Source organism: Enterobacillus tribolii (assembly GCF_003363015.1).
GTDB lineage: Bacteria > Pseudomonadota > Gammaproteobacteria > Enterobacterales > Enterobacteriaceae > Enterobacillus > Enterobacillus tribolii.
Map to the genome: position 1 here is coordinate 37,944 of NZ_QRAP01000013.1, position 21,385 is coordinate 59,328.

Annotated in this window: 24 protein-coding genes; 1 reads left to right on the plus strand and 23 read right to left on the minus strand. The window is 58.8% G+C overall.

Features of this window, described 5'->3' with window-relative positions:
* Nucleotides 1-149: 149 nt before the first annotated feature.
* The 13 genes from alaS to mltB form a co-directional block, all read right to left on the minus strand.
* The gene (alaS, locus tag C8D90_RS19900) at nucleotides 150-2,777 is read right to left on the minus strand and encodes an alanine--tRNA ligase (protein ID WP_115460215.1); all 2,628 of its coding nucleotides are present in this window, start codon (nucleotides 2,775-2,777) and stop codon (nucleotides 150-152) included.
* A gap of 139 nt (nucleotides 2,778-2,916) precedes the next feature.
* Entirely contained in the window at nucleotides 2,917-3,333 is a 417-nt protein-coding gene (locus C8D90_RS19905; RefSeq protein ID WP_196238526.1) for a regulatory protein RecX, read from the minus strand.
* Between the two features lie 142 nt (nucleotides 3,334-3,475).
* Nucleotides 3,476-4,534, minus strand: coding sequence for a recombinase RecA (recA, locus tag C8D90_RS19910; protein WP_115460217.1), 1,059 nt, complete (start codon nucleotides 4,532-4,534; stop codon nucleotides 3,476-3,478).
* Nucleotides 4,535-4,608: 74 nt separating this feature from the next.
* Nucleotides 4,609-5,097 (minus strand): nicotinamide-nucleotide amidase, encoded by a 489-nt coding sequence (gene pncC, locus C8D90_RS19915; protein ID WP_115460218.1) that lies wholly within the window; start codon nucleotides 5,095-5,097, stop codon nucleotides 4,609-4,611.
* Nucleotides 5,098-5,327: 230 nt separating this feature from the next.
* The gene (locus C8D90_RS19920) at nucleotides 5,328-5,834 is read right to left on the minus strand and encodes a DUF1993 domain-containing protein (protein ID WP_115460279.1); all 507 of its coding nucleotides are present in this window, start codon (nucleotides 5,832-5,834) and stop codon (nucleotides 5,328-5,330) included.
* 102 nt (nucleotides 5,835-5,936) lie between these two features.
* Nucleotides 5,937-7,265, minus strand: coding sequence for an MATE family efflux transporter (locus C8D90_RS19925; RefSeq protein ID WP_115460219.1), 1,329 nt, complete (start codon nucleotides 7,263-7,265; stop codon nucleotides 5,937-5,939).
* A 35-nt stretch (nucleotides 7,266-7,300) separates the two neighbouring features.
* Nucleotides 7,301-7,726 carry a MarR family winged helix-turn-helix transcriptional regulator gene (locus C8D90_RS19930; RefSeq protein ID WP_230473063.1) on the minus strand — a complete coding sequence of 142 codons (426 nt, stop codon included), beginning with the start codon at nucleotides 7,724-7,726 and terminating at the stop codon, nucleotides 7,301-7,303.
* Nucleotides 7,727-7,829: 103 nt separating this feature from the next.
* Nucleotides 7,830-8,624 carry a YdcF family protein gene (locus tag C8D90_RS19935; RefSeq protein WP_115460220.1) on the minus strand — a complete coding sequence of 265 codons (795 nt, stop codon included), beginning with the start codon at nucleotides 8,622-8,624 and terminating at the stop codon, nucleotides 7,830-7,832.
* A 92-nt stretch (nucleotides 8,625-8,716) separates the two neighbouring features.
* Entirely contained in the window at nucleotides 8,717-9,334 is a 618-nt protein-coding gene (locus C8D90_RS19940; protein ID WP_115460221.1) for a DUF3156 family protein, read from the minus strand.
* Between the two features lie 337 nt (nucleotides 9,335-9,671).
* Complete coding sequence (locus C8D90_RS19945; RefSeq protein ID WP_115460222.1) at nucleotides 9,672-10,358, minus strand: response regulator transcription factor; 687 nt, start codon at nucleotides 10,356-10,358, stop codon at nucleotides 9,672-9,674.
* On the minus strand, nucleotides 10,339-11,877 hold the full coding sequence (locus tag C8D90_RS19950) for a sensor histidine kinase (RefSeq protein ID WP_162844431.1): 1,539 nt from the start codon (nucleotides 11,875-11,877) through the stop codon (nucleotides 10,339-10,341). Before C8D90_RS19950 ends, C8D90_RS19945 begins: the two co-directional genes overlap by 20 nt.
* A gap of 60 nt (nucleotides 11,878-11,937) precedes the next feature.
* Nucleotides 11,938-13,272: a vWA domain-containing protein gene (locus tag C8D90_RS19955; protein WP_115460223.1), complete on the minus strand. Its 1,335-nt coding sequence runs from the start codon at nucleotides 13,270-13,272 to the stop codon at nucleotides 11,938-11,940.
* A 173-nt stretch (nucleotides 13,273-13,445) separates the two neighbouring features.
* Nucleotides 13,446-14,522 (minus strand): lytic murein transglycosylase B, encoded by a 1,077-nt coding sequence (gene mltB / locus C8D90_RS19960; protein WP_115460224.1) that lies wholly within the window; start codon nucleotides 14,520-14,522, stop codon nucleotides 13,446-13,448.
* A 250-nt stretch (nucleotides 14,523-14,772) separates the two neighbouring features.
* Here mltB and gspS point away from each other — a divergent pair, with 250 nt between their 5' ends.
* A complete protein-coding gene (gene gspS / locus C8D90_RS19965; protein ID WP_115460225.1) occupies nucleotides 14,773-15,138 on the plus strand; it encodes a type II secretion system pilot lipoprotein GspS in 366 nt (121 codons plus the stop codon).
* On the opposite strand, the gene C8D90_RS19970 is transcribed toward gspS, so the two are convergent.
* The 10 genes from C8D90_RS19970 to gspG are packed head-to-tail and all read right to left on the minus strand — an operon-like array spanning nucleotide 15,116 to nucleotide 21,385.
* Complete coding sequence (locus C8D90_RS19970) at nucleotides 15,116-15,901, minus strand: prepilin peptidase (protein WP_115460226.1); 786 nt, start codon at nucleotides 15,899-15,901, stop codon at nucleotides 15,116-15,118. The genes gspS and C8D90_RS19970 overlap by 23 nt on opposite strands.
* Nucleotides 15,898-16,344 (minus strand): type II secretion system assembly factor GspB, encoded by a 447-nt coding sequence (gene gspB / locus C8D90_RS19975; RefSeq protein WP_115460227.1) that lies wholly within the window; start codon nucleotides 16,342-16,344, stop codon nucleotides 15,898-15,900. Before gspB ends, C8D90_RS19970 begins: the two co-directional genes overlap by 4 nt.
* Nucleotides 16,323-17,054 carry a type II secretion system protein N gene (locus C8D90_RS19980; RefSeq protein WP_115460228.1) on the minus strand — a complete coding sequence of 244 codons (732 nt, stop codon included), beginning with the start codon at nucleotides 17,052-17,054 and terminating at the stop codon, nucleotides 16,323-16,325. The genes gspB and C8D90_RS19980 overlap by 22 nt, the downstream gene beginning before the upstream one ends.
* 1 nt (nucleotide 17,055) lies before the next feature.
* Entirely contained in the window at nucleotides 17,056-17,496 is a 441-nt protein-coding gene (gspM, locus tag C8D90_RS19985; protein WP_115460229.1) for a type II secretion system protein GspM, read from the minus strand.
* On the minus strand, nucleotides 17,493-18,608 hold the full coding sequence (gene gspL / locus C8D90_RS19990) for a type II secretion system protein GspL (protein ID WP_115460230.1): 1,116 nt from the start codon (nucleotides 18,606-18,608) through the stop codon (nucleotides 17,493-17,495). Before gspL ends, gspM begins: the two co-directional genes overlap by 4 nt.
* The gene (gspK, locus tag C8D90_RS19995) at nucleotides 18,605-19,531 is read right to left on the minus strand and encodes a type II secretion system minor pseudopilin GspK (protein ID WP_115460231.1); all 927 of its coding nucleotides are present in this window, start codon (nucleotides 19,529-19,531) and stop codon (nucleotides 18,605-18,607) included. The genes gspL and gspK overlap by 4 nt, the downstream gene beginning before the upstream one ends.
* Entirely contained in the window at nucleotides 19,528-20,124 is a 597-nt protein-coding gene (gene gspJ, locus C8D90_RS20000) for a type II secretion system minor pseudopilin GspJ (RefSeq protein ID WP_115460232.1), read from the minus strand. The genes gspK and gspJ overlap by 4 nt, the downstream gene beginning before the upstream one ends.
* The gene (gene gspI, locus C8D90_RS20005; RefSeq protein ID WP_115460233.1) at nucleotides 20,121-20,483 is read right to left on the minus strand and encodes a type II secretion system minor pseudopilin GspI; all 363 of its coding nucleotides are present in this window, start codon (nucleotides 20,481-20,483) and stop codon (nucleotides 20,121-20,123) included. The genes gspJ and gspI overlap by 4 nt, the downstream gene beginning before the upstream one ends.
* The gene (gene gspH / locus C8D90_RS20010; protein WP_162844432.1) at nucleotides 20,470-20,970 is read right to left on the minus strand and encodes a type II secretion system minor pseudopilin GspH; all 501 of its coding nucleotides are present in this window, start codon (nucleotides 20,968-20,970) and stop codon (nucleotides 20,470-20,472) included. The genes gspI and gspH overlap by 14 nt, the downstream gene beginning before the upstream one ends.
* Nucleotides 20,945-21,385, minus strand: coding sequence for a type II secretion system major pseudopilin GspG (gene gspG, locus C8D90_RS20015; RefSeq protein WP_115460235.1), 441 nt, complete (start codon nucleotides 21,383-21,385; stop codon nucleotides 20,945-20,947). The genes gspH and gspG overlap by 26 nt, the downstream gene beginning before the upstream one ends.

Here is a 21,385-nt window from a genome sequence, read left to right on the forward strand (position 1 = left end):
AGACCTAAACCCATTGCACAGTAAATACAAGTCTAGTCTAAATGCCACACACTGTAGTGATATTTATAACACGATTGCGCACAATAAAAACAAAAACGCCATAAAACGTAAAAAGTTACGGCGTTTTCGCTCCTAAGCTATCAGTACAATTACAACTTGCCGGCCACCCAGGCTTCAATACCTGAAAGCGCTTGCGGCAGCGCCGCTACATCCGTGCCTCCGGCCTGAGCCATATCCGGTCGGCCACCACCTTTCCCGCCGACACGCTGAGCTACCATCCCGATAAGCTCACCGGCTTTTACCCTATCCGTCAGGTCCTTGGTCACCCCGGCAATCAGGCTGACCTTGCCTTCCGCCGTCGTCGCCAGCACGATGATACCGGAACCCAACTGATTTTTCAGATCATCAACCATGGTGCGCAGCATTTTGGCTTCCACGTTATCCAACTGGCTCACCAACAGCTTCACACCCTTAACCTCTACCGCTTTACCGGAAAGCGACGCGCTCTCCGACGCAGCCTGCTGATCTTTCAGCTGTTGCAGCTCGCGCTCCAACTGACGTGAACGATCCAGCACCGAACGAATCTTATCCGCCAGAGACACCGTTTCACTTTTTACCAGTCCGGCAGCTTCATGAAGCATATCGCTTTCCTGGTGCATAGCGGCAACGGCGCCCTCGCCGGTAACGGCTTCAATACGACGGATCCCCGCCGCGGTGCCGCCCTCGGAGCTGATGCGGAACAGGCCGATATCACCGGTACGGCTGGCATGTGTACCGCCGCACAGCTCGGTCGAGAAGTCGCCCATGGTCAGGACACGCACGTCGTCGTCGTATTTCTCACCGAACAACGCCATCGCGCCTTTGGCTTTCGCCGCCTCCAGCGCCATCACTTCCGTTTCTACCGGCAGGTTACGACGAATCTGGGCATTGACCATATCCTCCACCAGACGGATCTGCTCCGGCTTCATGGCTTCGAAATGAGAGAAGTCAAAGCGCAGGTAAGCGTCATTAACCAAAGAGCCTTTCTGCGCGACGTGATCGCCCAGTACCTTACGCAGCGCCGCATGCAGCAGGTGCGTAGCGGAGTGATTCAACCGGATGCGGTTACGGCGCGCTTCGTCGATAGTCGCTTCCAGACGTTCGCCGACGCGCAGCGTCCCCTGAGCGACTTTCCCCTGGTGGCCGATGGCCTGACCGTATTTTTGCGTATCGGTCACGGCAAAACGGACGCCTTGCGCGCTCAGTTCGCCTTTATCGCCGACCTGACCGCCCGATTCGGCATAAAACGGCGTCTCGTCCAGAATCACGACGCCCTCTTCCCCCGCCTGCAGCGCTTCCACGGCGACGCCGTCACGGAACAGCGCGCTTACGGTTGATTGCTGGTGCGTATGGTCATAGCCGGAAAACACAGAAGCGCCGTCAACGCGGATCATGTTGCTATAGTCAGCGCCAAAGCCGCTGGACTCACGGGCACGGCGGCGTTGTTCCTCCATCGCACGCTCGAAACCGATTTCATCCACCTTCAGATTGCGCTCGCGGCACACGTCTGCCGTCAGATCCAGCGGGAATCCGTAGGTATCATACAGACGGAAAGCAATCTCGCCGTCCAGGGTATCCCCGTCAAGGTGCGCCAGCTCTTCATCCAGCAATGCCAGGCCACGCTCCAGCGTACGGGCAAACTGCTCTTCTTCAGTGCGCAGCACCTGCTCAACCATCGACTGCTGTTGCTTCAGTTCATCGGCAGCGCTGCCCATCACCTCAATCAGCGGGGCAACCAGCGTGTAGAAAAACGTGTCTTTGGCGCCCAGCATGTGACCATGACGCACGGCCCGGCGAATGATGCGACGCAGAACATAACCACGCCCTTCGTTGGAAGGCAGCACGCCATCGGACACCAGGAATGCGCAGGAACGGATGTGATCGGCGATCACGCGCAGGGACTTGCTGGTCAGATCCGTTACACCGACCGCTTTGGCCGTTGCGCCAATCAGGGTGCGGAACAGATCGATATCGTAGTTGGAGTTCACGTGCTGCATAACCGCGGCGATACGCTCCAGTCCCATACCGGTATCAACCGAAGGCTTCGGCAGCGGCAGCATGGTGCCGTCGCTCTGGCGGTTAAACTGCATGAACACGATGTTCCAGATCTCGATATAACGATCGCCATCTTCTTCCGGCGATCCCGGAGGCCCGCCCCAGATGTGATCGCCATGGTCGAAAAAGATTTCGCTGCACGGACCACACGGGCCGGTATCACCCATCTGCCAGAAGTTATCCGACGCATAAGGCGCGCCCTTGTTATCTCCGATGCGGATGATACGCTCACGCGGCACGCCGACTTCATCCGCCCAGATGTTATAGGCTTCATCATCGGTCTCATACACGGTCACCCACAGCTTCTCTTTCGGCAGGTTGAACCACTGCTCGCTGGTCAGCAATTCCCAGGCATAGCGAATCGCATCACGCTTAAAGTAATCGCCGAAGCTGAAGTTACCCAGCATTTCAAAGAACGTATGGTGACGCGCGGTATAACCGACGTTTTCCAAATCGTTATGCTTGCCCCCGGCACGGACACAGCGCTGCGCCGTAGTCGCACGGGTATAGTTACGTTTATCGATGCCCAGGAATACGTCTTTAAACTGGTTCATCCCGGCATTGGTAAACAGCAATGTCGGATCGTTATTCGGGACCAGCGAGCTGCTCGAGACTACCTGGTGCCCTTTCGTATGGAAAAAATCGAGAAACGCTTGACGGATCTCAGCGGTACTCTTGCTCATAATCGTCCCGGTCAGGATATAAAAGAAGTGGATCGCAAGCAGCAATATATCGTCAATCGATGCCGATAACCGCTCACGAATAGATTAAAGTGGGGATAAGATAAATTTTCTTCACTGCGAAGTAAAATCCCGCGTGCATTCAATCGGCGGAATCAGAGAAAACAGACTGGATTTCTTCCAGGAAGAAGCCGCGGTAAAGCAGAAAACGCTGAACTTTTGCCCGTTCCTGCCACGCTCCCGGCAGTACCGGACCGAATCGTTTATGCGCCGTCTTTCGGGCCAGGTTCTCCCAGTCAACGGCGGACTCTTGCAGGGTATCTCTGATCGTTGTGCGGGATATCCCTTTCATCATCAGCTCTTGCTGAATCCGCTGTGCGCCATAACCTTTTTGGCTGCGCAGAACCACATAACGCTCAGCAAACCGGCCGTCGTCCAGCCAGTGGTGTTCATAACAATAGGCGATGCATTGCTCAACGTCCTCTTCAGCCGCATTTTGCGCCGCGAGCTTGCGGCGTAACTCCACTTCGCTGTGATCACGCTGAGCGAGTAACCGCATTGCCCGATTCAGTACTTCACTCACTGAATTTCCCCTTCACGACACCCAGAAGGCGCATACGCGGTTGATCTACACTTGAATTACCCACCAAAAAAAAGCTCCGGCGGTATTCACCCCGGAGCATAATTATAGCGCAGGCAGATTAGAGCGCTTCGTCTTCCGAAGCATCCTCATCTTCCTCTGCCGGATCAAAATCGGCGCCCTGCTCAGCCGCATGGTTCAACAGCAGCTCCCGCAGTTTGTTTTCCAGCTCGGCGGAAACAGCCGGGTTTTCCTGCAGATATTTCATGGAGTTCGCTTTGCCCTGGCCGATCTTGTCACCGTTGTAGGCATACCAGGCGCCAGATTTATCAACCAGCTTATGCTTAACGCCAAGGTCGATCAGCTCGCTCTCTTTAGAAATACCGGCACCGTACAGAATCTGGAATTCAGCCTGACGGAACGGCGGAGCGACCTTGTTTTTCACCACTTTCACGCGGGTTTCGTTACCCACGACTTCTTCGCCGTCTTTGATCGCGCCGATACGGCGGATATCCAGACGTACGGAGGAGTAGAATTTCAGGGCGTTACCGCCGGTGGTGGTTTCCGGGTTGCCGAACATAACGCCGATCTTCATACGGATCTGGTTGATGAAGATAACCAGGCAGTTGGCGTTCTTGATGTTGGCCGTCAGCTTACGCAGCGCCTGCGACATCAGACGCGCCTGCAGACCCACGTGGGAATCGCCCATTTCACCTTCGATTTCCGCCTTCGGCGTCAAGGCCGCCACGGAGTCAACGATGATGACGTCCACCGCGCCGGAGCGCACCAGGGCATCACAAATTTCCAGCGCCTGTTCACCGGTATCCGGCTGAGATACCAGCAGGTCATCTACCTTAACGCCCAGTTTTCCCGCATAAATCGGGTCCAGCGCGTGCTCCGCATCGATAAACGCACAGGTTTTACCTGCCGCCTGCGCCTGAGCAATCACCGACAGCGTCAACGTGGTTTTACCGGAGGATTCCGGCCCGAAGATCTCAACCACGCGGCCCATCGGCAGGCCGCCAATACCCAGAGCGATGTCCAGACTCAGAGAACCGGTTGATACAGATTCAATATTCAGCGTCTGAGTATCACCGAGACGCATGATAGACCCTTTTCCGAATTGCTTTTCAATTTGTCCCAGCGCAGCGGCCAGTGCTCTCTGTTTGTTGTCGTCCATCGATTACTCCAAGGCATAGCGAATCAGAATTTAACGGTGATTATACTGTATGACCATACAGTATCAAGTCCGTTTTAGAGAAATTTGTCAATTATCGTACGCAACGCGAACTCTGCGGCCCGGAAGCGGACTTCCCGGCGGCTTCCGGGAAAGCGTTGGCAGGAAGCGAAAATTCTGCCTTCTTTATCGGCAAAACCAAACCATACGGTGCCTACCGGCTTATCGGGCGTTCCGCCGTCCGGCCCGGCAATTCCGCTGACCGCAACCGCAATATCCGCCCCCGCCGCGCCCAGCGCGCCCGAGGCCATTTCCTCGACCACCTGTTCGCTGACGGCGCCGTAGCGTTCCAGCACGCTCCGGCTCACCCGCAGCAGTTCGTGCTTCGCCTCATTGCTGTAGGTCACGAACCCCCGGTCGAAATAGGCGGAACTCCCGGCCACGTCCGTCACGGTTTTGGCAATCAGCCCTCCGGTGCAGGATTCCGCGCAGGTAAACCACGCGCCTTTCGCCTTCAGGCGTTCACCCAGCGTAACACTCAATTGGTATAACTCGTCGTTATCCATCCGGTATCTCCCGTTTGTCATTCTGGTATTTCACGGCCGCACGAGCGGGACGTGAAATGTTAGCACTTCCCGTTTTCAGGGAACATGCGTTATCGGCGTTTTATCGCCTGTGCTTTGCAAACGCCGGGGACGATCGAGTAAATCAATGAAAAAAGCCTGGGCATTTCATTTAGTAAGGAATAAACGGTGGCGAAACGGGGAACGCCGGCGCGCTCCCCGTGGGAGGAAGATTACAGCGCGCCCAGGTAGTCCATCTTACCAACGTCTACCCCGCGGTGACGCAGGATGTCATACGCCGTCGTCAGGTGAAAATAGAAGTTAGGAATGGCGAAATTCAGCAAATAGTCCTGCGCGTTAAAAGTCAGCTCACGATCTTTGGCTTTCAGGACGATGGTGCGCCCTTCGCTGTCGGCAAAGTCCTCCGCGCTGAATTCCCGCAGGCAGGCGATGGTCTTCTCAATGCGCTGCTGCAGCTCGGCGAATGAGGTTTCCGTGTCCGGCATCGAAGGCACTTCACGCCCGCTCAGCCGGGCTGCCGCGCCTTTCGAAGTATCACTGACGATTTGCACCTGGCGCAGCAGCGGAAACATATCCGGCGCCAGGCGGGCTTCCAGCAACGTGCCCTCGTCCAGTTGCTTGTCCCTGAGATAAGCCTCCCCCTTGTGCAGCAGCTCGGAAAGAATTCTCAGGCCACGAATAAACTGAGCCGGCGCATGCGCATAAATTGACAGTGACATAATCTGCTCCTCAAAGAATCCGGTGAGATAAATCGGGTAAACGTTATCAATATTACGCCGCCGCCCGGTATCTGTCCCGGTATGGCGCAAAAAACCTCTGCGTTACGCGCCCTGCGGCGCACTCATGCGGCGTACCTGCCGGAACAACATCACGCCCACCAACAATGCCAGGCAAATATTGGAGATCGGCAGCGAAAGCCAGATACCGTTCAGCCCCAACAGCAAGGGCAAAACGCCGAGGAAGGGGAACAGAATCAGCATATTGCTCAACGTGATCAACGTTGCGTTGCGCGCCCGTCCCATGGCCTGGAAGAACGTGGCCGCCAGAATAATGAAACCGTCCAGAAACAGGACGAACAGATGCAGCCGGATGCCCTGAACCGTCACCGCCATCAACGCCTCATCACCCGCAGTAAAGATACCGGCAAACAGCCACGGCATCAGCATGAGCAGGACGACGAAGACCACGCCGAATCCGACGCCGCTCATCAGCCCGAGGCGCAGCACCTTACGCACGTTGCGCGGCTGGCGCGCGCCATGATAATAACTCACCAGCGGCTGCATTCCGCCGCATATCCCCTCGGCCAGCATATAGTAGAAGGCCAGCAGATATCCCGTGATGCCATAAGCCGCTACTTCCAGCGGGCCGCCGTATTTCATGAACAGCAGGTTGTGAAGAACCACCACCAGGCTGATGTAGAGATACATCAGCATGCTGGAAACGCCGGTGCTCAACACCTCGCCGCACAAGCGCGGCTGCGGCGCCGCGTCCTGCGTCTGCGGGCGCAGCCGGTTACGGCGGCTGAAAACGTATGTCAGGCAAATCAGCATCGACGCGCTCTCGCCAATTACCGTCGCCAGCGCGGCCCCTTTCAGCCCGCCATTCAGCACGATAATAAACAGATAGCCCAACGCTACGTTAACGATACAACCGGTAATCATCGCCAGCGTCGCCAGGCGCGGCGCGCCGAGGTTACGTACCAGCAATGGCAACGCGATACTTGCCAGCACCAGCGGCCCCGCCATGCCCACCACCCGCAGGAAATCGACGCCCAGCTGCGCAATACGCCCTTCCGCGCCCTGCATGCGCATAAACGCCGGCGCCAGCCATACCACGACCGCGCCCAGCACCACGCCGAGCACGACGATCAGCAGTAACCCCTGAGCCAGCGCCTGCCGCGCGCGTTCATATTTCCGTGCGCCCTGCGCGATGGAACATACCGCACCGCATCCCATGCCGATCATCATGCCAACGGCAAACAGCATGCCGGACAACGGCCAGGCCATGTTGATCGCCGAAAGCCCTTCCGCCCCCATGCTGCGGCCGATAAACATACCGTCGATAATCTGATATAACCCGCTGACCACCAATGCCGCGACGGCTGGCAAGGTGTAACGCCAGAAATCACGGGTCACATTTTGGCTTAACATCAAAACTCCTGAATGGATGGGTAAAACAAATAGAATCAGTCCGTTTTCAGATTCACGCAGGCCTTTGCCAGCAAACGGGATAACTGCGCCAGTTCGGCGTCATCAAGTTCGGCGGAGAGCGTCCGCGCCATAGCGGCATAAATATCAAGTTCCTCTTTTTCCAGCGCCGCAGCCTTCTTCGTGGCCTGCAAACGCACCGCTCTGCCGTCGTCCGGGCAGGGAACGCGGCGAATGTAGCCCCGCCTTTCCAGCTTGCTGACCATGGCGCTGGCCGAGGCTTTACTCACCTTCATGCACGCCGCCAGCTCTGTCAGGCGCATCCCCTCCCGGCGGGAAATCAGGGCATACAGATAATCAAATTCACTGTTGGTCAGGTCCATACTGCCGCTGCGCCGGGCGCTTTCACGCCACAAATCCCACATATGCCATTGCAGCCACTTCAGGCTTTCGGTCAGTTCCATCGCGGACTCCACACAATTTAGTTAGGCTAACATACTATTTTTTGACATCTCAAGGAAGACGCAAAAAAACCACCGGCCCGTTTAAATGAGGTTCAGTTTCAGGTCAGGCCCGATCGCCGAAAGCTTGCCCGAAATCGGCATTTAACCGGCGATAAGCCTGTTCGACGGCGTCGGGAATATCGACATGAGCGATAAATCCCGCGCCGCGCGGGCCGTAACCACCGGGCGCGTCGCGCAGGCGCGGGATTTCGCCCAGCAACAGGGAGATGAAGCGCGGCCAGGACCACAGTCCGTGTAACGCAGGATCGGCCCATCCGTTCCCGCCGTCATCAATCCGGGGAACAAACGTCGGCCAGTTGGTAAAGCGTACGGCGGGGAAATCGCGCCAGACCTGGCGGAAGCTGGCATCGCTGCGGCGCTGCATCAGCGGGTCCTGCACCAGCAGAATGTGATGCGCAGTGAGCGCCTGCCCGCGCAACACACGGGCGGCCTGGATGGCGTTATCGCCACAGTTGGTGGAAACGTTCTCAATCAGAATACGCTGCGGCGCAATCCGCCAGAAGTTCACGGCAATATCGCGCAGAATGTCGGCCTCGGGCCGCCCCTGCACCGCAATACAGTGATATTGCGGGTGCGCCGCCACGGCCTGGTACAACAGCGGCGTCGAATGCCCGATTCCCCCGGCGATCAACAAGCGGCACGTCAGCCCGTTTTCCATCGCCAGAAAAAGCCGTTCCGCGGTTTCCAGCACCGCGTTCCCCAGCAATATCGCCAGCCCGGGCGCGTCTTCATGCCACTGCGACGCCAGCCGTTCCGGCCGGCTTCCCCCTGTTTGATCGCAGGCAAGGAACGCCGCCAGTGCGTTGATATCGGAAATCTGCCGGGGTGAAAAATTCATCAATTGACCGCCGCTATAGTCCGGAAAAACCTTCCGGCACTATAGCGAACGGGAAGCGGAATGTCTGTGCCGATTGGGTAACCGGGGCACAATCAGGCCGCCATGCTCAGGGAGGAAACGTCCTCCATCAGTTGGCCGGCGCGCCGCATAACGTCAATCATCAGCACGCGCTGATCGTAAGACAGGCGCTGATAGCTGTTGCCGATCGGAATACCGCTGACCAGTTCAGAAGCCGCGAAATGCTCGATATCCAGCACCCACTCGCCCCGATCCGCCTTCACCGTCAGAGCGCGAAATTGTAAGCGCGCCAACAACGCCATAAGCTGAGCGTCGCTGCACAGCACCGCCTGCACATGGCGGGTCGCGTCATTATCGATTTTGGCGCGGCAGCGCGTTTCCTGGCGGCCCAGCAGGTCTCCGTTTTTGAAGCGCAGGGAAACCGGCTGGCGCAGTGAAGTATATCCGCGCAGGCGGAAATGGCAGTTAACGCTGAATGACCGAAACTGGCGGTTTACCCGCTCCTGAACCTCAATTGTCAGTCCGTGCGGGCAATGAACATGCAACAGGCGATCGGAAAGCCGCTTGCACTCATAAGGCTGTAAATTTTGCTCAACCTGGCTCAACGTCATTCCCGGACGATATCCCAGCGGTTCCATCCCCCCGCTCAGCCAGCGCCATACATTATTTAAAAACTGAACATCACTGTTCATGATATTTCTCCTGCTGTCAGATATTTTCGGAATACCAGCCCGCCGCCTCCTTTTTATAAATATTGATGTTTAATTATTTTTCACCAATGAATAACGAACATGCAGCAAAACCTAGCATATTTAAATGAAATTAATTCGTATTGCAGCATATTTCCACGGACTGGTTATTCATAAATGACAGTTTGATGGCACAAATACAACAGGGATAATCATCTTTAATAGTGCGCTTTTCCCCAGAAGTAATAGTAATGATCCACGAAAGACGGGAAAGAAACACTTCCCCGCCCTATTACTATGATTTATTTAAATTAAACTTGGAGTAAGAAACAGCAACCGGCTATTCCGTCTGATAACGGTATCCCGCCCCATGGACGGTACGAATTAATTGCGGATTATTGGCGTCGCGCTCAATCGTTTTACGCAGTTTAGAAATATGTTGATCCAACGTACGGCTGTTCGGAACATAATCATAACCCCACGCTGCATCAAACAGCATATCGCGGGTCACCACCTTGTTACGGTGCTGATACAAGCACTCCAGAATTTTAATCTCGCGCAATGACAGCTCCAGCCGCTGTTCCTGACGCTGAGCGCACAGTTCATTGGGATAGATCGTCAGATCGCCGAAGGCAAAGGCGGCATCCGGCTGCGCCGCCGCGCTGCGCAGGCAGCGGCGGGCGATGGTTTTGATGCGCGCCCGGATTTCATGCATACCGAACGGCTTGCTGATGTAATCATCCGCCCCCAGTTCCAGCCCGACAACCCGGTCGATCTCCTCATCTTTGGCCGATAAAAATACGATGGGGATCTGCTCGTCATGCCGGCGGATTTCGCGGCACACCGAATAACCGTCCAGTTCCGGCATCATAATGTCCAGAATGATAAAGTCCGGCTTTTCATGCTGGTAGCGCTCCAGCGCCACCCGGCCGTTTTCAGCGGCAATCAGCGTATAGCCTTCACGCGACAGCGCTTCCACCAGCCCTTCGCGGATATGATTATCATCCTCAACGATCAGTATTTTCATCCTGTCCTCCCTGATGTTCCTCCGCCCGGCGCGGCAGGCTGAGCGTAAAACGCATGCCGGGGTTTTCGCGCGTTACCGTGATTTCACCGTGCAGACTGTGCGCCAGTTGGCGGGCGATGGTCAGCCCGATACCCGTGCCCGCCACGCCTTCGGTAATCGCTGATTTCACGCGGTAGAAGGGCCTGAAAATCAGCTTCAGCTCTTTTTCCGCCATGCCGGCGCCATAATCACGGACGTGAATGTCCACGCACGACGAGCGCTCTTCCACCGTCACCTCAACCCGTTTCCCCTGCGCGGCATATTTTTCGGCGTTATTGAGAAAGTTGCTGATGATCTGGGTTAAACGATCCAGATCCGTATACAAGGTCACGCCCTGACCGCTGTGAACCTCAATCGTCATACCGCGCGCGTTAAGTGAGGGGGTAAAGATATGCGCGATCTGTGTCATCAGGGCGCTTACGTCCACCGTTTGCCAATGCAACTTCGGCGCGCGGGTAAAGGTCAGAATATTTTGAATCAGCCGCGACAAGCGCTGCCCTTCGCTGGTAATCACATCCACATAGCGCCGTTCTGACGCCTGATCGTCATCCAGCGCTTCGCGCAGCAGCTCGGCATAAAGCGTGATATTGGTGAGCGGCGTTTTCAGCTCATGAGAAACCTGGCTGACGAAGTTAACCTGCTGACGCGCCAACTGCGCGGAACGGGTATATTCCCGGTAAATGCGCCAGATGATTAAGGCCACCGCCGCCAGCAACACCGCAATCAACAACCCGCCCCACAGGTAGATATCGAGCGCGCTGATGCGTTTGCCGTACACGGAAAACTGCCAGGTCGAAAGCGGGTAAGGAAGCGGTTTCGCATCCAGCAGGGTCAGCGCGGAAAGATCGGCCTCCTGATTCTGATACAGCAAGCGCCCGTTTTCCGTCAGAACCACCGTGTCACCGGTCACGCCGATCGCATCATGCAGGCCGTTGGGAATTTCCATCATCAGATTGATGTAAGACACCCGGAAGCCGATGATCACGTCCCCCTGATAGCGCCAGTAAAGTAACAGCGGGTCCTGCGTTTCATGGGTCACGAACCAGCCGACGCGCGGCGTTGCCCGTTCGTCCTGAATATTGTGGCTGTAAAGCAGGCTGGGGTCGTGCGCCAGCGGGGTAATCAGGCGCACCCAGGCTTGTTCGTCCTGATTCAGCGGCTGATTCTCATCGGGGTAAAGGAGACGGTTCTTACGCAGGACGAAAACGTTATCGATATCGCCGTCCTTGCTGACCAGCTCGCGCAGCGCGGCGGCGTCGTTCACCTGCACGTATTCGCTGATGGCGTCCAGGCGCGTGGCCTTCTGCCGTAACGCCCCGGCGATATAAGCTTCCGCCTGTGATGTACGCGACTGCGCCAGGGTTTGCGCCTGATAATGGCGCAGCAAAACTTCATGCTCCAGGGTGCGGAAGCCCAGATAGGCCATCAGGGCCAGAATAGCCAGCGTGATAACGATAAAAATGGTCTGACTTCTGGGCATCCTCTCCTCCGGACCGCCGGCGAATCACCGGCGGCCATCTTTCAACATTCAGGCAGCGCGTTACTTCTTGTTGCTCTGCGATTTGATGTCGAAGCTTTTCTCTTTCACCGACTTACGTACTGCTTCTCTGCTGTCGGTATCCATTTTTTCCACCAGCACCTTGCTCGCTTCCGCGTTTTGCTGAGCCTTCATTCTCGCCTCCGGCTTGCTCACCGGCAAGGACTCCAGCGCTACGGCGTTCTGGTTCAGCACTTCTTTGGCTTCCGCCATTTTTCCTTCATCCATCAGTTTGATGGCGCGCTCATTCTCTACCGCCGCCTTCTGAATGGCGGAATCGACTACCACGTCTTCCACCAGCGCCTGCTTCACCGTCTCGGCGGACCTGGTGTAACGGACCGCGACCTGCTCGTTATACGTGTCTTTTTTGTTGGTGCTCAGGTTATTGTAATTAACGCTCACGTCGGCCAGCGGTTTGTTCTGGTCATTACTGCCCTTGGGCGGAATCACTTCCAGCAGAACATATTTCTCCTGGTTGGCATACAGCTGATTGAGCTTAACCGTCACCGTATTGCCGCGGATCTCGCCGTCACGCCCCAGCAGACGCACCGGCGTTACCTGATCTGCCGTTTTGATGACCACTTCCACGTCCTGCGCCACCACCGACATCACATCGTCAAACTCGCGGGCAAACGCCTTTTCCAGATCGCTGCTCGCCTGCACGAAAGTGTGGTTACCGTCGCTGTACTGCGCGATCGCCGTCATCAGGTCTTCATTGTATCCTTCGCCGATCCCCATCGTGGTGATGGCGACACCCTTTTTAGCCGCGATACGCGCCAGCCCGGCCAGCTCGCTGACCGACGTCGGCCCGGTGTTCGCCTGGCCGTCCGAAAGCAGAATGATGCGGTTAACCTGCTCTTTGTCCAGATGTTTGCCTACCTGATCCAGCCCTTTGCTGACCCCGGCGAACAGCGCCGTCATGCCGCGCGGCTGAACGGTTTCAATCTTCTTGATGAGCTGCGCCTTATTTTTCACCTTTGTCGCCGGGACAATCACTTCCACCACGCTGTCATAAGTGACCACCGACAGCGTGTCGTCCTCATTCAGCATGTTCACCGCCATCACTGCGGCTTCGCGGGCCTTTTTGATGCGTTCGCCGCTCATTGAGGTGGAGCGGTCAATCACCAGCGCCAGGTTGATCGGGCTGCGTTTTTCAACCGCGCGCGGGTATCCCACCAGAGAGATTTTTAAATAGTTTTTATCCTGGGTGTTTTCCAGAATCACCGGCGAAGCCAGTTCAGAACGGATAGTTACTTTGGAAGCCGCCGCGGCCTGTGTACCCGTACCCCAGGGCAGGACGCACAGCGCCAGCAGGGGGAAAAATCGTTTCAGATTCATGTGCTGCTCCTTATCAAAAGAATCGCGTCCAGTGTGTCTCAGGCAGGCGGAGAAGTTGTCTGTTAACTGTATAAAGGTGTCAAAAAGATGTAAAAGTTGCGGAAAAGGCGAAGCGGGAATGACGGGGGCCAACGCCCCCGGCGCCAGAAGGCCGGGAGGCGTATCGTGATTCGTTAGTATCCCTTTCTTGCCCGGCCGACGGCCTCACCCAGTTGCCACACCGCCATCGCATAGTGCGTACTGTGATTGTAACGGGTAATGGCATAGAAGTTAGGCAGTCCGTACCAATACTGGTAGCTGCTTCCCATATCCAGGCGTAACAGACTCGCTTCCGCGTTGCCGTCCAGGGAGCCTTGCGGGCTTAAACCCGCTGCCGCCAGCGTAGCGACGGGGTATTTGGTTTTGAAGCCGTTATCCAGCCCCGGCGCTTGCCCGCTGGCCGGCACCGCGACTTTGCCGCCCTTGATCCAGCCATGCGCTTTAAAATAGTTCGCCACGCTGCCGATCGCGTCTTCCGGATCCCACAGGTTGATGTGCCCGTCGCCGTTAAAATCTACCGCGTAGTTTTTAAACGAGGTCGGCATAAACTGGCCGTATCCCATCGCTCCGGCGTAAGAACCGCGCAGGCTCAGCGGATCGTCCTGTTCCTCCCGCGACATCAGCAAAAACTGCTCCAGCTCGCCGGCAAAATAATCGGCCCGGCGCGGGTAGTCGAAGGCCAGCGTCGCCAGGGCATCGATAATACGTGTTTTCCCCATGATCTTGCCCCAGCGGGTTTCCACCCCGATAATCCCCACAATGATCTCCGGCGGCACGCCATACACCTGCCAGGCCCGCTGCAGCGCGCCCTCATACTGATTCCAGAACACCACGCCGTTTTGGATATTATCCGGGGTGATGAATTTCTTACGGTAGCGCAGCCATGCACCGTTCGGCCCGGATGGACCCGTCGCGGTCGGCGCCTGACGATCCATCAGGCGGATAACCCAGTCCAGCCGCTTTGCCTGTGACAAAACGTCATGCAACTGCTGACGGTTAAAGCCATGCACACTCACCATCTGATTAATGAAACGTTCGGTATTCGGATTCGCAGCAAAATCACCGGCCAGCGGGTGGAAAGCATGTTCTGGCTCCAGCATGAAGCCTCCCGGCGGCGTTTGTGGCGTAGCCGGGGAAGAAACAGGCTCAGGTTTGCTACTACAGGCGGACAATAAAACTAATAACGGCAGGAGTGCGAATGAACGACGCATCAGATATCCATATAATATGCAAAAAACAATAATCACTATGGTAGCGCGTCAGCGGGAATGGACAAGTAAGAATCATGGCAAGATGTGCTTAAATTAACCGGGAGAATTTTGTCTGGCATACCGTGCGCCCGGATATTTACCGGCGAACCTGACCTGATAACCTGCTGAAAAGATTGTTCTCGCCGGGTAATTTAATTAAAATCAGTGGGTAACGGATTTAAACTCACATTTCTGAACAGAGGGATTTGCTATGCGCGGGGCGATAAAATCAACGTTGGTCATTCTTCCCCTGCTGCTCGGCGCCTGCCAGCAACGTGCCCCGCAAACCACGCCGGCAACACAGGAAGCGCAGTCCCACCAAATCGCCGCGCTGATCGCCGGCACCCGTTACCTGAAAACCCAGTGCGCCTACCCCGGCCTGCCCTCTGACGGGCAGATCGAGCAAGCGGCCTACGGCGCCGCCCATCAGCGCGGCTGGACGTTGCCCGGCGGGCTTGGCGATCGCAGCGAAAACCTGTATCAGCAACTGCTGCGCGACAAAACGCCGCAGGCGACCCAATGCGAAGAATTCCGCCAACTGTTGCAACCGTTTATCACCACGTTGCCGCGGGCGTAACAATCAGCCACCAGCCAACCGCCGCCAGGCACGGCCCGAAGGGGAAAGCTTCGCCGCGCCCGGTTTTGCCCTTTAGCCGCAGCAGCATAATCAGGCCAATCCCCGCCAGCGATGCCCCCAGCACCAGCACCGGCAGGCGTTGCCAGCCGCACCAGGCTCCCAGCGCCGCCAGCAGTTTGAAATCGCCGTAGCCCAGCCCTTCCCGTCCGGTCAGCAGCAGGAAGCCCCAATACACGCCCCACAGAGACAAATAGCCGGCAACCGCGCCGATCACCGCGTCCGCCAACGGCGTGACCGCGCCGGAAAGATTCGCCAGCAGCCCCAACCATAGCAGCGGCAGCGTCAGGACATCCGGCAGCAATAAATGGTCGAGATCGATACACAGCAAAGCGATCAAAATCCACGATGCCAACGCCAGCGCCAGCGCGGTTTCTCCGGGCGGCCAGCACCACGCAACCCAGCCGCTGCATAACGCCGCCGCCAGTTCCGTCAACGGATAGCGCAGGCCGATAGACGCCCGGCAGCGATGGCAGCGCCCGCGCAGCAGCAGCCAGCTCAGCAGCGGCACGTTGTGGTAAAACGGGATGGTATGCAGGCATTGCGGGCAGCACGAACGCGGCAAGAACAGATTGAAACGCGCAGGCAAGCCGTCGTTCTCCGTTCTGTTCAGCATCAGCGGCAAACGCCAGATCACGCAGTTCAGCACGCTGCCCGCCAGCAGGCCAAGCAACGTCATCACGGCCACCCAGCCAACGTCAGTCATCCCTCATCTCCCGTGTTTTCCGGCGGGCCGCCGGGCCAGTCCTCCAGCGCATCAAGCAGCACCGTCCGCCCGTCATAGCTCAGTATCGTCAGCGCCTGTTGAATCTCTACGATTTCGCCGCCGCACGTCAGCGTATCGCCCTCGCGGTATTGCCGCCCGTTCAGGGTCACGCTGCGCCGCTGCGGTTCATCCGCATAAACGTGCGCGCTGTAACGCAGCGGCATCAGTTCCCCTTCAGCGCACGGCGGCGGTGTTTCCTGCTGCATCAGCGCGGCAGGAATCGTGATGACGGAGGCGAAGTCGGGTTTTGCGCTGCGCGGCTGCGTCTGATAGTCCGCCCATATTCCGGCGCCGAACCAACCCAGCGCGGTAAACAAAACGCCGTATATCGCCAGCAGCCAGGCCGGGATGCGGTATCCGCTCAGCGGCGGGGAAGTGCCCATGTTCCTGAGATCTCCGTGATACGTTGTCCGTTATCGCCCGGCCGGGTGGCGTTCTCCACCATCTGCCGCCACAGCGGCGGCAGTGCGTCCGGCAAACCGATACGTCCGCTGAACCGATAGCCGGCGGCGTCAAAGCTGCCCTGCCCGGTTAAAAGCGGCGCGTTCCGCATCTGCCGCAGTTCGAACGTCAGTTGCCGCAGTTGGCAGCCGAACTGCGCCCGGGGTTCGCCCAGCGCCACGCGCTGCTCTCCGGCAATCAGAGCAGCGCCCTGCCATGTCAGGGTCGCCGCCAGATCGCGGCATCCTCCGGCGTCAACGCGCATCCGATCCAGCGTTAACACCAAATCACCGCCGCCCCCTACCGGCAGCGGCAACCCCGTCAGGTCCATCACGGCCTGCAACGGCGTCTGCCAGCGACCGTCGGACAAACGCCATGCGCCCGTCCATCCCAGCGTGACGCCGCCGCGCCCCGCGTCACCCTGCGCGGTTATCCTTATGCCGGGCCAGGCCCAGCGCCAGCTGACGTTGTTCAGGCTCAGCGTTTGCCAGCGCAACTGCCCTATATTGCCAGACCACACCGTACCGCTGACCGCCGTTACCTGAACCGGCGGCGGCAGAAAACGAACCAACAGCCGCGCCGGCAGGTTTATCACCAGCGCCGCGCCATACAGCAGCAGAAACCATGCGGCGTAACGCCACCCGCGCGTCATCTTAGCGCTGCTCCAGCAACAGCGTTGCGGTCACCCGCCCGTCCGGCGGCGCAGCGGCACGCAGATCCATGTCCAGAACCCGCAGGCCATCCTGAGCCTCAAGCCGCATCAACCACGCCAGCAGCACATCACCCTGCGTCATTGACGTCGTCAGCCGTACCCGTCCGTCCTGTTGTTCCTGCACGGATGCCAGCGCAATCGCCTCCGCCGCCGCCCGGGCGCGCAGCATTCCCGGCAGATCGGCAATGACCGGCATCTGCGGCGCCAGGCGCTGGAATTGATGTAACTGGCGCAACCGCTGTTGCTGTTCCTCAACCGCGTTTTGCAGCGGCACCCATCCCCCCTTCCACACGCCTGCAGCAACCAAAACGGCGCACAATAACAGCATCAGCCACCGTTCACTCACGCTGCGCTGCGACCAGGCATCCCACAGTCGTTTCATGGCTGCTCCTTCTTTTGCGTCAGCATCAGCGCGCCATCTTCTGCAGGCTGAACGACAAACGCCGCAGCAAGCGCCTGCCGCGCCCTGCCAACCTGCGCCGCCTCGCCGCGCAGGCGGAGCTGCAACTGCGGCGGCGCGGCGCCATAGCGGAGTTGTTCAATCGTTACGCTCTGCGGCAACGCCGGTAACGCCGACAGCCAGGAACTCAGTTCACCGTGATTTCCCCGCCGTAGGGCATTGCGCCAGTCCGCCTCCGTTTTGCCGGGGAAACGCGGCTGAAGCTGTTGATGCAATGCCTCTGCCTGATTCGCCAACTGCCGCCAGGTCACAACCTGCTGCGCGAATAATAAGACGAGAACCGCCACCGCAGCACTCAACGGCGCTCGCCATGCAAAACGGCGCGGCGCAGCCGCCTGCGGCAATAAAGACAACGTCTGCCGCACCGCGCCATACGCCAGCAACGCCAGCGGGTCTGCTTCCGGTGAACTCCGCCACTGCGGCATATCCGCCGGCGGCTTGCCGTAACAGTTCACGTTCACGGCATCCGGGTGTTCGTTCTGCCAGGCGGCGTACCACAACGGCAGCCAGTCCGGCTCAACTTCCGCGCCCTGCCACTGCCCGGTACGCAGCAGCCAGCGATTGTCCCAGCGCAACGCGCTGATGCCGTCGCCGCTCAGCGGTAACGCCAGCGCGTCCGGAATCACCCGGCACAAAGCAACGCCTGCCGCGGTGAAAGGCGCCGTCCACTGCGCCAGCCGGGCGCTCGCCACGCCAGCGACCCAGACGTTCTCCCCGGCGGAAGCCAGCGGAACCAACGTCATACTGTCCGCCGCAACGGCCAGTTTCTCCTCAAGCAGCCACGGCAGCGCACGCATGCCCGCCGCATTATGCCGTCCGGGCAGACGCACGCAGTGAATCGTCACATCGGCCATCGGCACCAGTAAGTGGAACGTATCGCCGGGAAAGCGCGCCGCCAGTTCTTCCGGCGACGATTCCCCGCGCTGGCCGTCAGGTTCGCCGCGCGCATTGACCCGTATCCACGCCAGCGTCTGCGCAGACGCCGCACCGGCATGCAAAACCAGATGATGCCCTTCCCGGACGCCACGCTTCATTCTTCTTCCGCCTCCCAGTAACGCATCACCACGCTGACTTTCCCTCCTTTGCGCTGCAGCAGGCTCTCCTGCCGAAACCCCGCATCCGCCATGCGCGCCGCAATACGCAAGCTGAAGTAATCGCTGTTAAGAACCAGATAACGCCGCTGACCGGCCAACGGTTTTAACCCGGCGAACGCCTGTTCCAGCGTTTCCCAGCCCACTGCTGGGCGCTGCGCCAGCCAGTTGCGAATCTCCGTTTCGCTGGCGTCCTCCGCCAGCGCCGCCGCTAAAGTCCACTGTTCTTCCGTCAGCGTATTAAGGTTGATGCTCAGGTTCTTTTCCGGCAGAACGCACGCCAGCGGGCGCAGCCGGGCCAGCACGGCGGGCGTCACGTCCCGGATCTGACGCAGTTCGCTAACGTGGCGCAACGGCTGGGCCGCGGTCAGATAAGGCGGATCGTAAGCCGCATATTCATTATCCTTCGCGCCGCCGGGGCTTGCTTCATCGCTGTCCGTCATCCAGTCAGTTACGGCGGCGCTGACGTTATGCGCCTGAGCCGGTTCGATCTCCTGCAATTCCAGCAGGCGGGTAAAAATCTTTCGCGCGCCGTCATCGGCGGCCAGCGCATTCAGGTTGAAGCAGGCCTGAGCGTCGTTGATACGCACCTCCAGCTCCGCATCTTCAAGAGGAAAACGCGGCCCGGTGGTGGCCCAGCGCTGCGACAGGTGAGTATGCAGCCCATCATCAGCCGCATCCAGGCGCAGCAGGCCGGCGGCTACATTTTCCACGCCGATGGCGTACCATTTCCCCTGCAAACGCTGGTGCAGATGCAGGCTGTATTGAAAGCTGAAAAACCAGCGCTCCGTCACCACCGCGGCCAGGGCGACCATCACCGCCAGCAGCAACAGCACCGTCAACAACGCCATGCCGCGCTGCTTCATTTTCCCTCCGCCAGAAGAAAGCGGCGCATCACCGTTTTCCCCTCCGTCAGCGACAGCGTAATTTCCACCGCCTGCGGCATGCCCTCATCCTCCTGCCACTGCCGCTGCCACTTTCCCTGATGCCAGTAACGCAGTTGCAGGCCCGTCACTTCGCGCAGCAGGCGCTGACGATGAACGCCGTTTTCCGTCGGCATGTCCGGGTAATCCAGGTATTCGCGGATCAACGCGCCGGATTCAAAACGATAACCCACCCGTTGCAGCGTCGATCGCGCCAGTTGTCCGCCGGGATTGAGCCAGCCCGCGTGGGTAAACACGATGCTGTCATTCCCGCTGCGCCCCTCGCTCACGCGCGGCGAAGCCCCCGCCAGCCTGCCCGGCGTTCGTACCGGGCGCGGCACCATCGCGGAAAAATCCCGCTCCATCAGCGTGAAAGCATGTTGGATCTGCGCCAGCCGCTGGGCATGACGGGCGGAAAACCGCTCCAGCGCCATACCCTGTTGCAGCAGACGATTCGCCATCACGCCCAGCAGGGCGAAAATCGCCAGCGCCAGCACCATTTCCAGCAGGGTAAACCCCGCGATGCGCCGCTTCACCGGCGCACCACATAGGTGCGCAGCACGGTTACGGGCGCGCCTTCACGCCGCCGCGCCACTTCGATCTCCAGCATCCGCACGCCCGGGCGGGTGCTTTCCACCCCGCGCCAACGCCAATACCAGCGCTCCCCGGCCTGCTCGCTTTCGCCTGATGTCCAGGTCAGCGGCGGCCAAACGTTTTGCAGCGTCAGCTCCGCCATCTGATTCTCCGCTACCCAGTCAGCCCAGGTTTTGTCCGCCAGCCGCCCCGTACCGAGCGAGAGCTGCCCCAGGCTTTGCAACAATGCCAGCGCCGCCAGGGAAAAAATCGCCAGCGCGACCAGCACTTCCAGCAGCGTCATGCCGCTAAGGCGTTTCATCCTGCCCGTCCGTCGCATGGATAACCCCGTCTTCGTCCGGCGCGATTTCCGCCATCAGCCGATCGTTGTAAACATAGCGCAGCCGGAACGGCGTTATCTCGCCGCCCGGCAACAGCAACACCTGCGGCGCATTACCCGCAGCCTCCGCGCCGGGCGCGATCAGCCGCAGACGCCAGCCGTCAGGCAGCGTCTGCCCGGCACCGGCGCCGGGCAGCGTTAAGTCCTGCCACCCCTGCGCCCGCCACACCTTTAGCTGCCAGCGATCGGCGCCGACCCGCAGCCCGTAAGCGTTACCGCTGAGCGCGGCCTGCCGGTTAAGCCCGTTCAGGCGTTCCGCCAGCCGCTGCCCCTCCTGACCGGCGCGATACTGCGCGCCCGGCCAGTTCGCCACGACCATCATGGCGCCGAGGCTCAGCAGCAACAGCACCAGCATCATTTCCAGCAGGGTGAAGCCGTACGTCTCAGCCGTTTTGATCCCAGTTGCCAATATCGTCATCCGTTCCGTTTTCACCGTCGGCGCCCGCCGAGAAAATATCTACCGCGCTATGCTCGCCCGGCTGACGCATCTGATAGGCATTCCCCCAGGGATCTTTCGGCAGGCGGCGGATATATCCGCCTTCCGGATAGCTGCGCGGCTGCGGCGCGACAACCGGCTTCGTCACCAGCGCCTCCAGCCCCTGCTCGGTGGTGGGATAACGGCTGTTATCCAGCCGGTACATATCCATCGCGCTTTCCAGCGCCGCGATATCGCTGACGACTTTCTGGCGATCCGCCTTGTCTTTGTTGCCCATCAGATTCGGCACCACCAGGCTCGCCAAAATGCCGAGTATCACAATCACCACCATCACTTCCAGCAGGGTAAACCCCGCCTGGGACGGCGCTTTGGCCGCAGTACGTTGCAT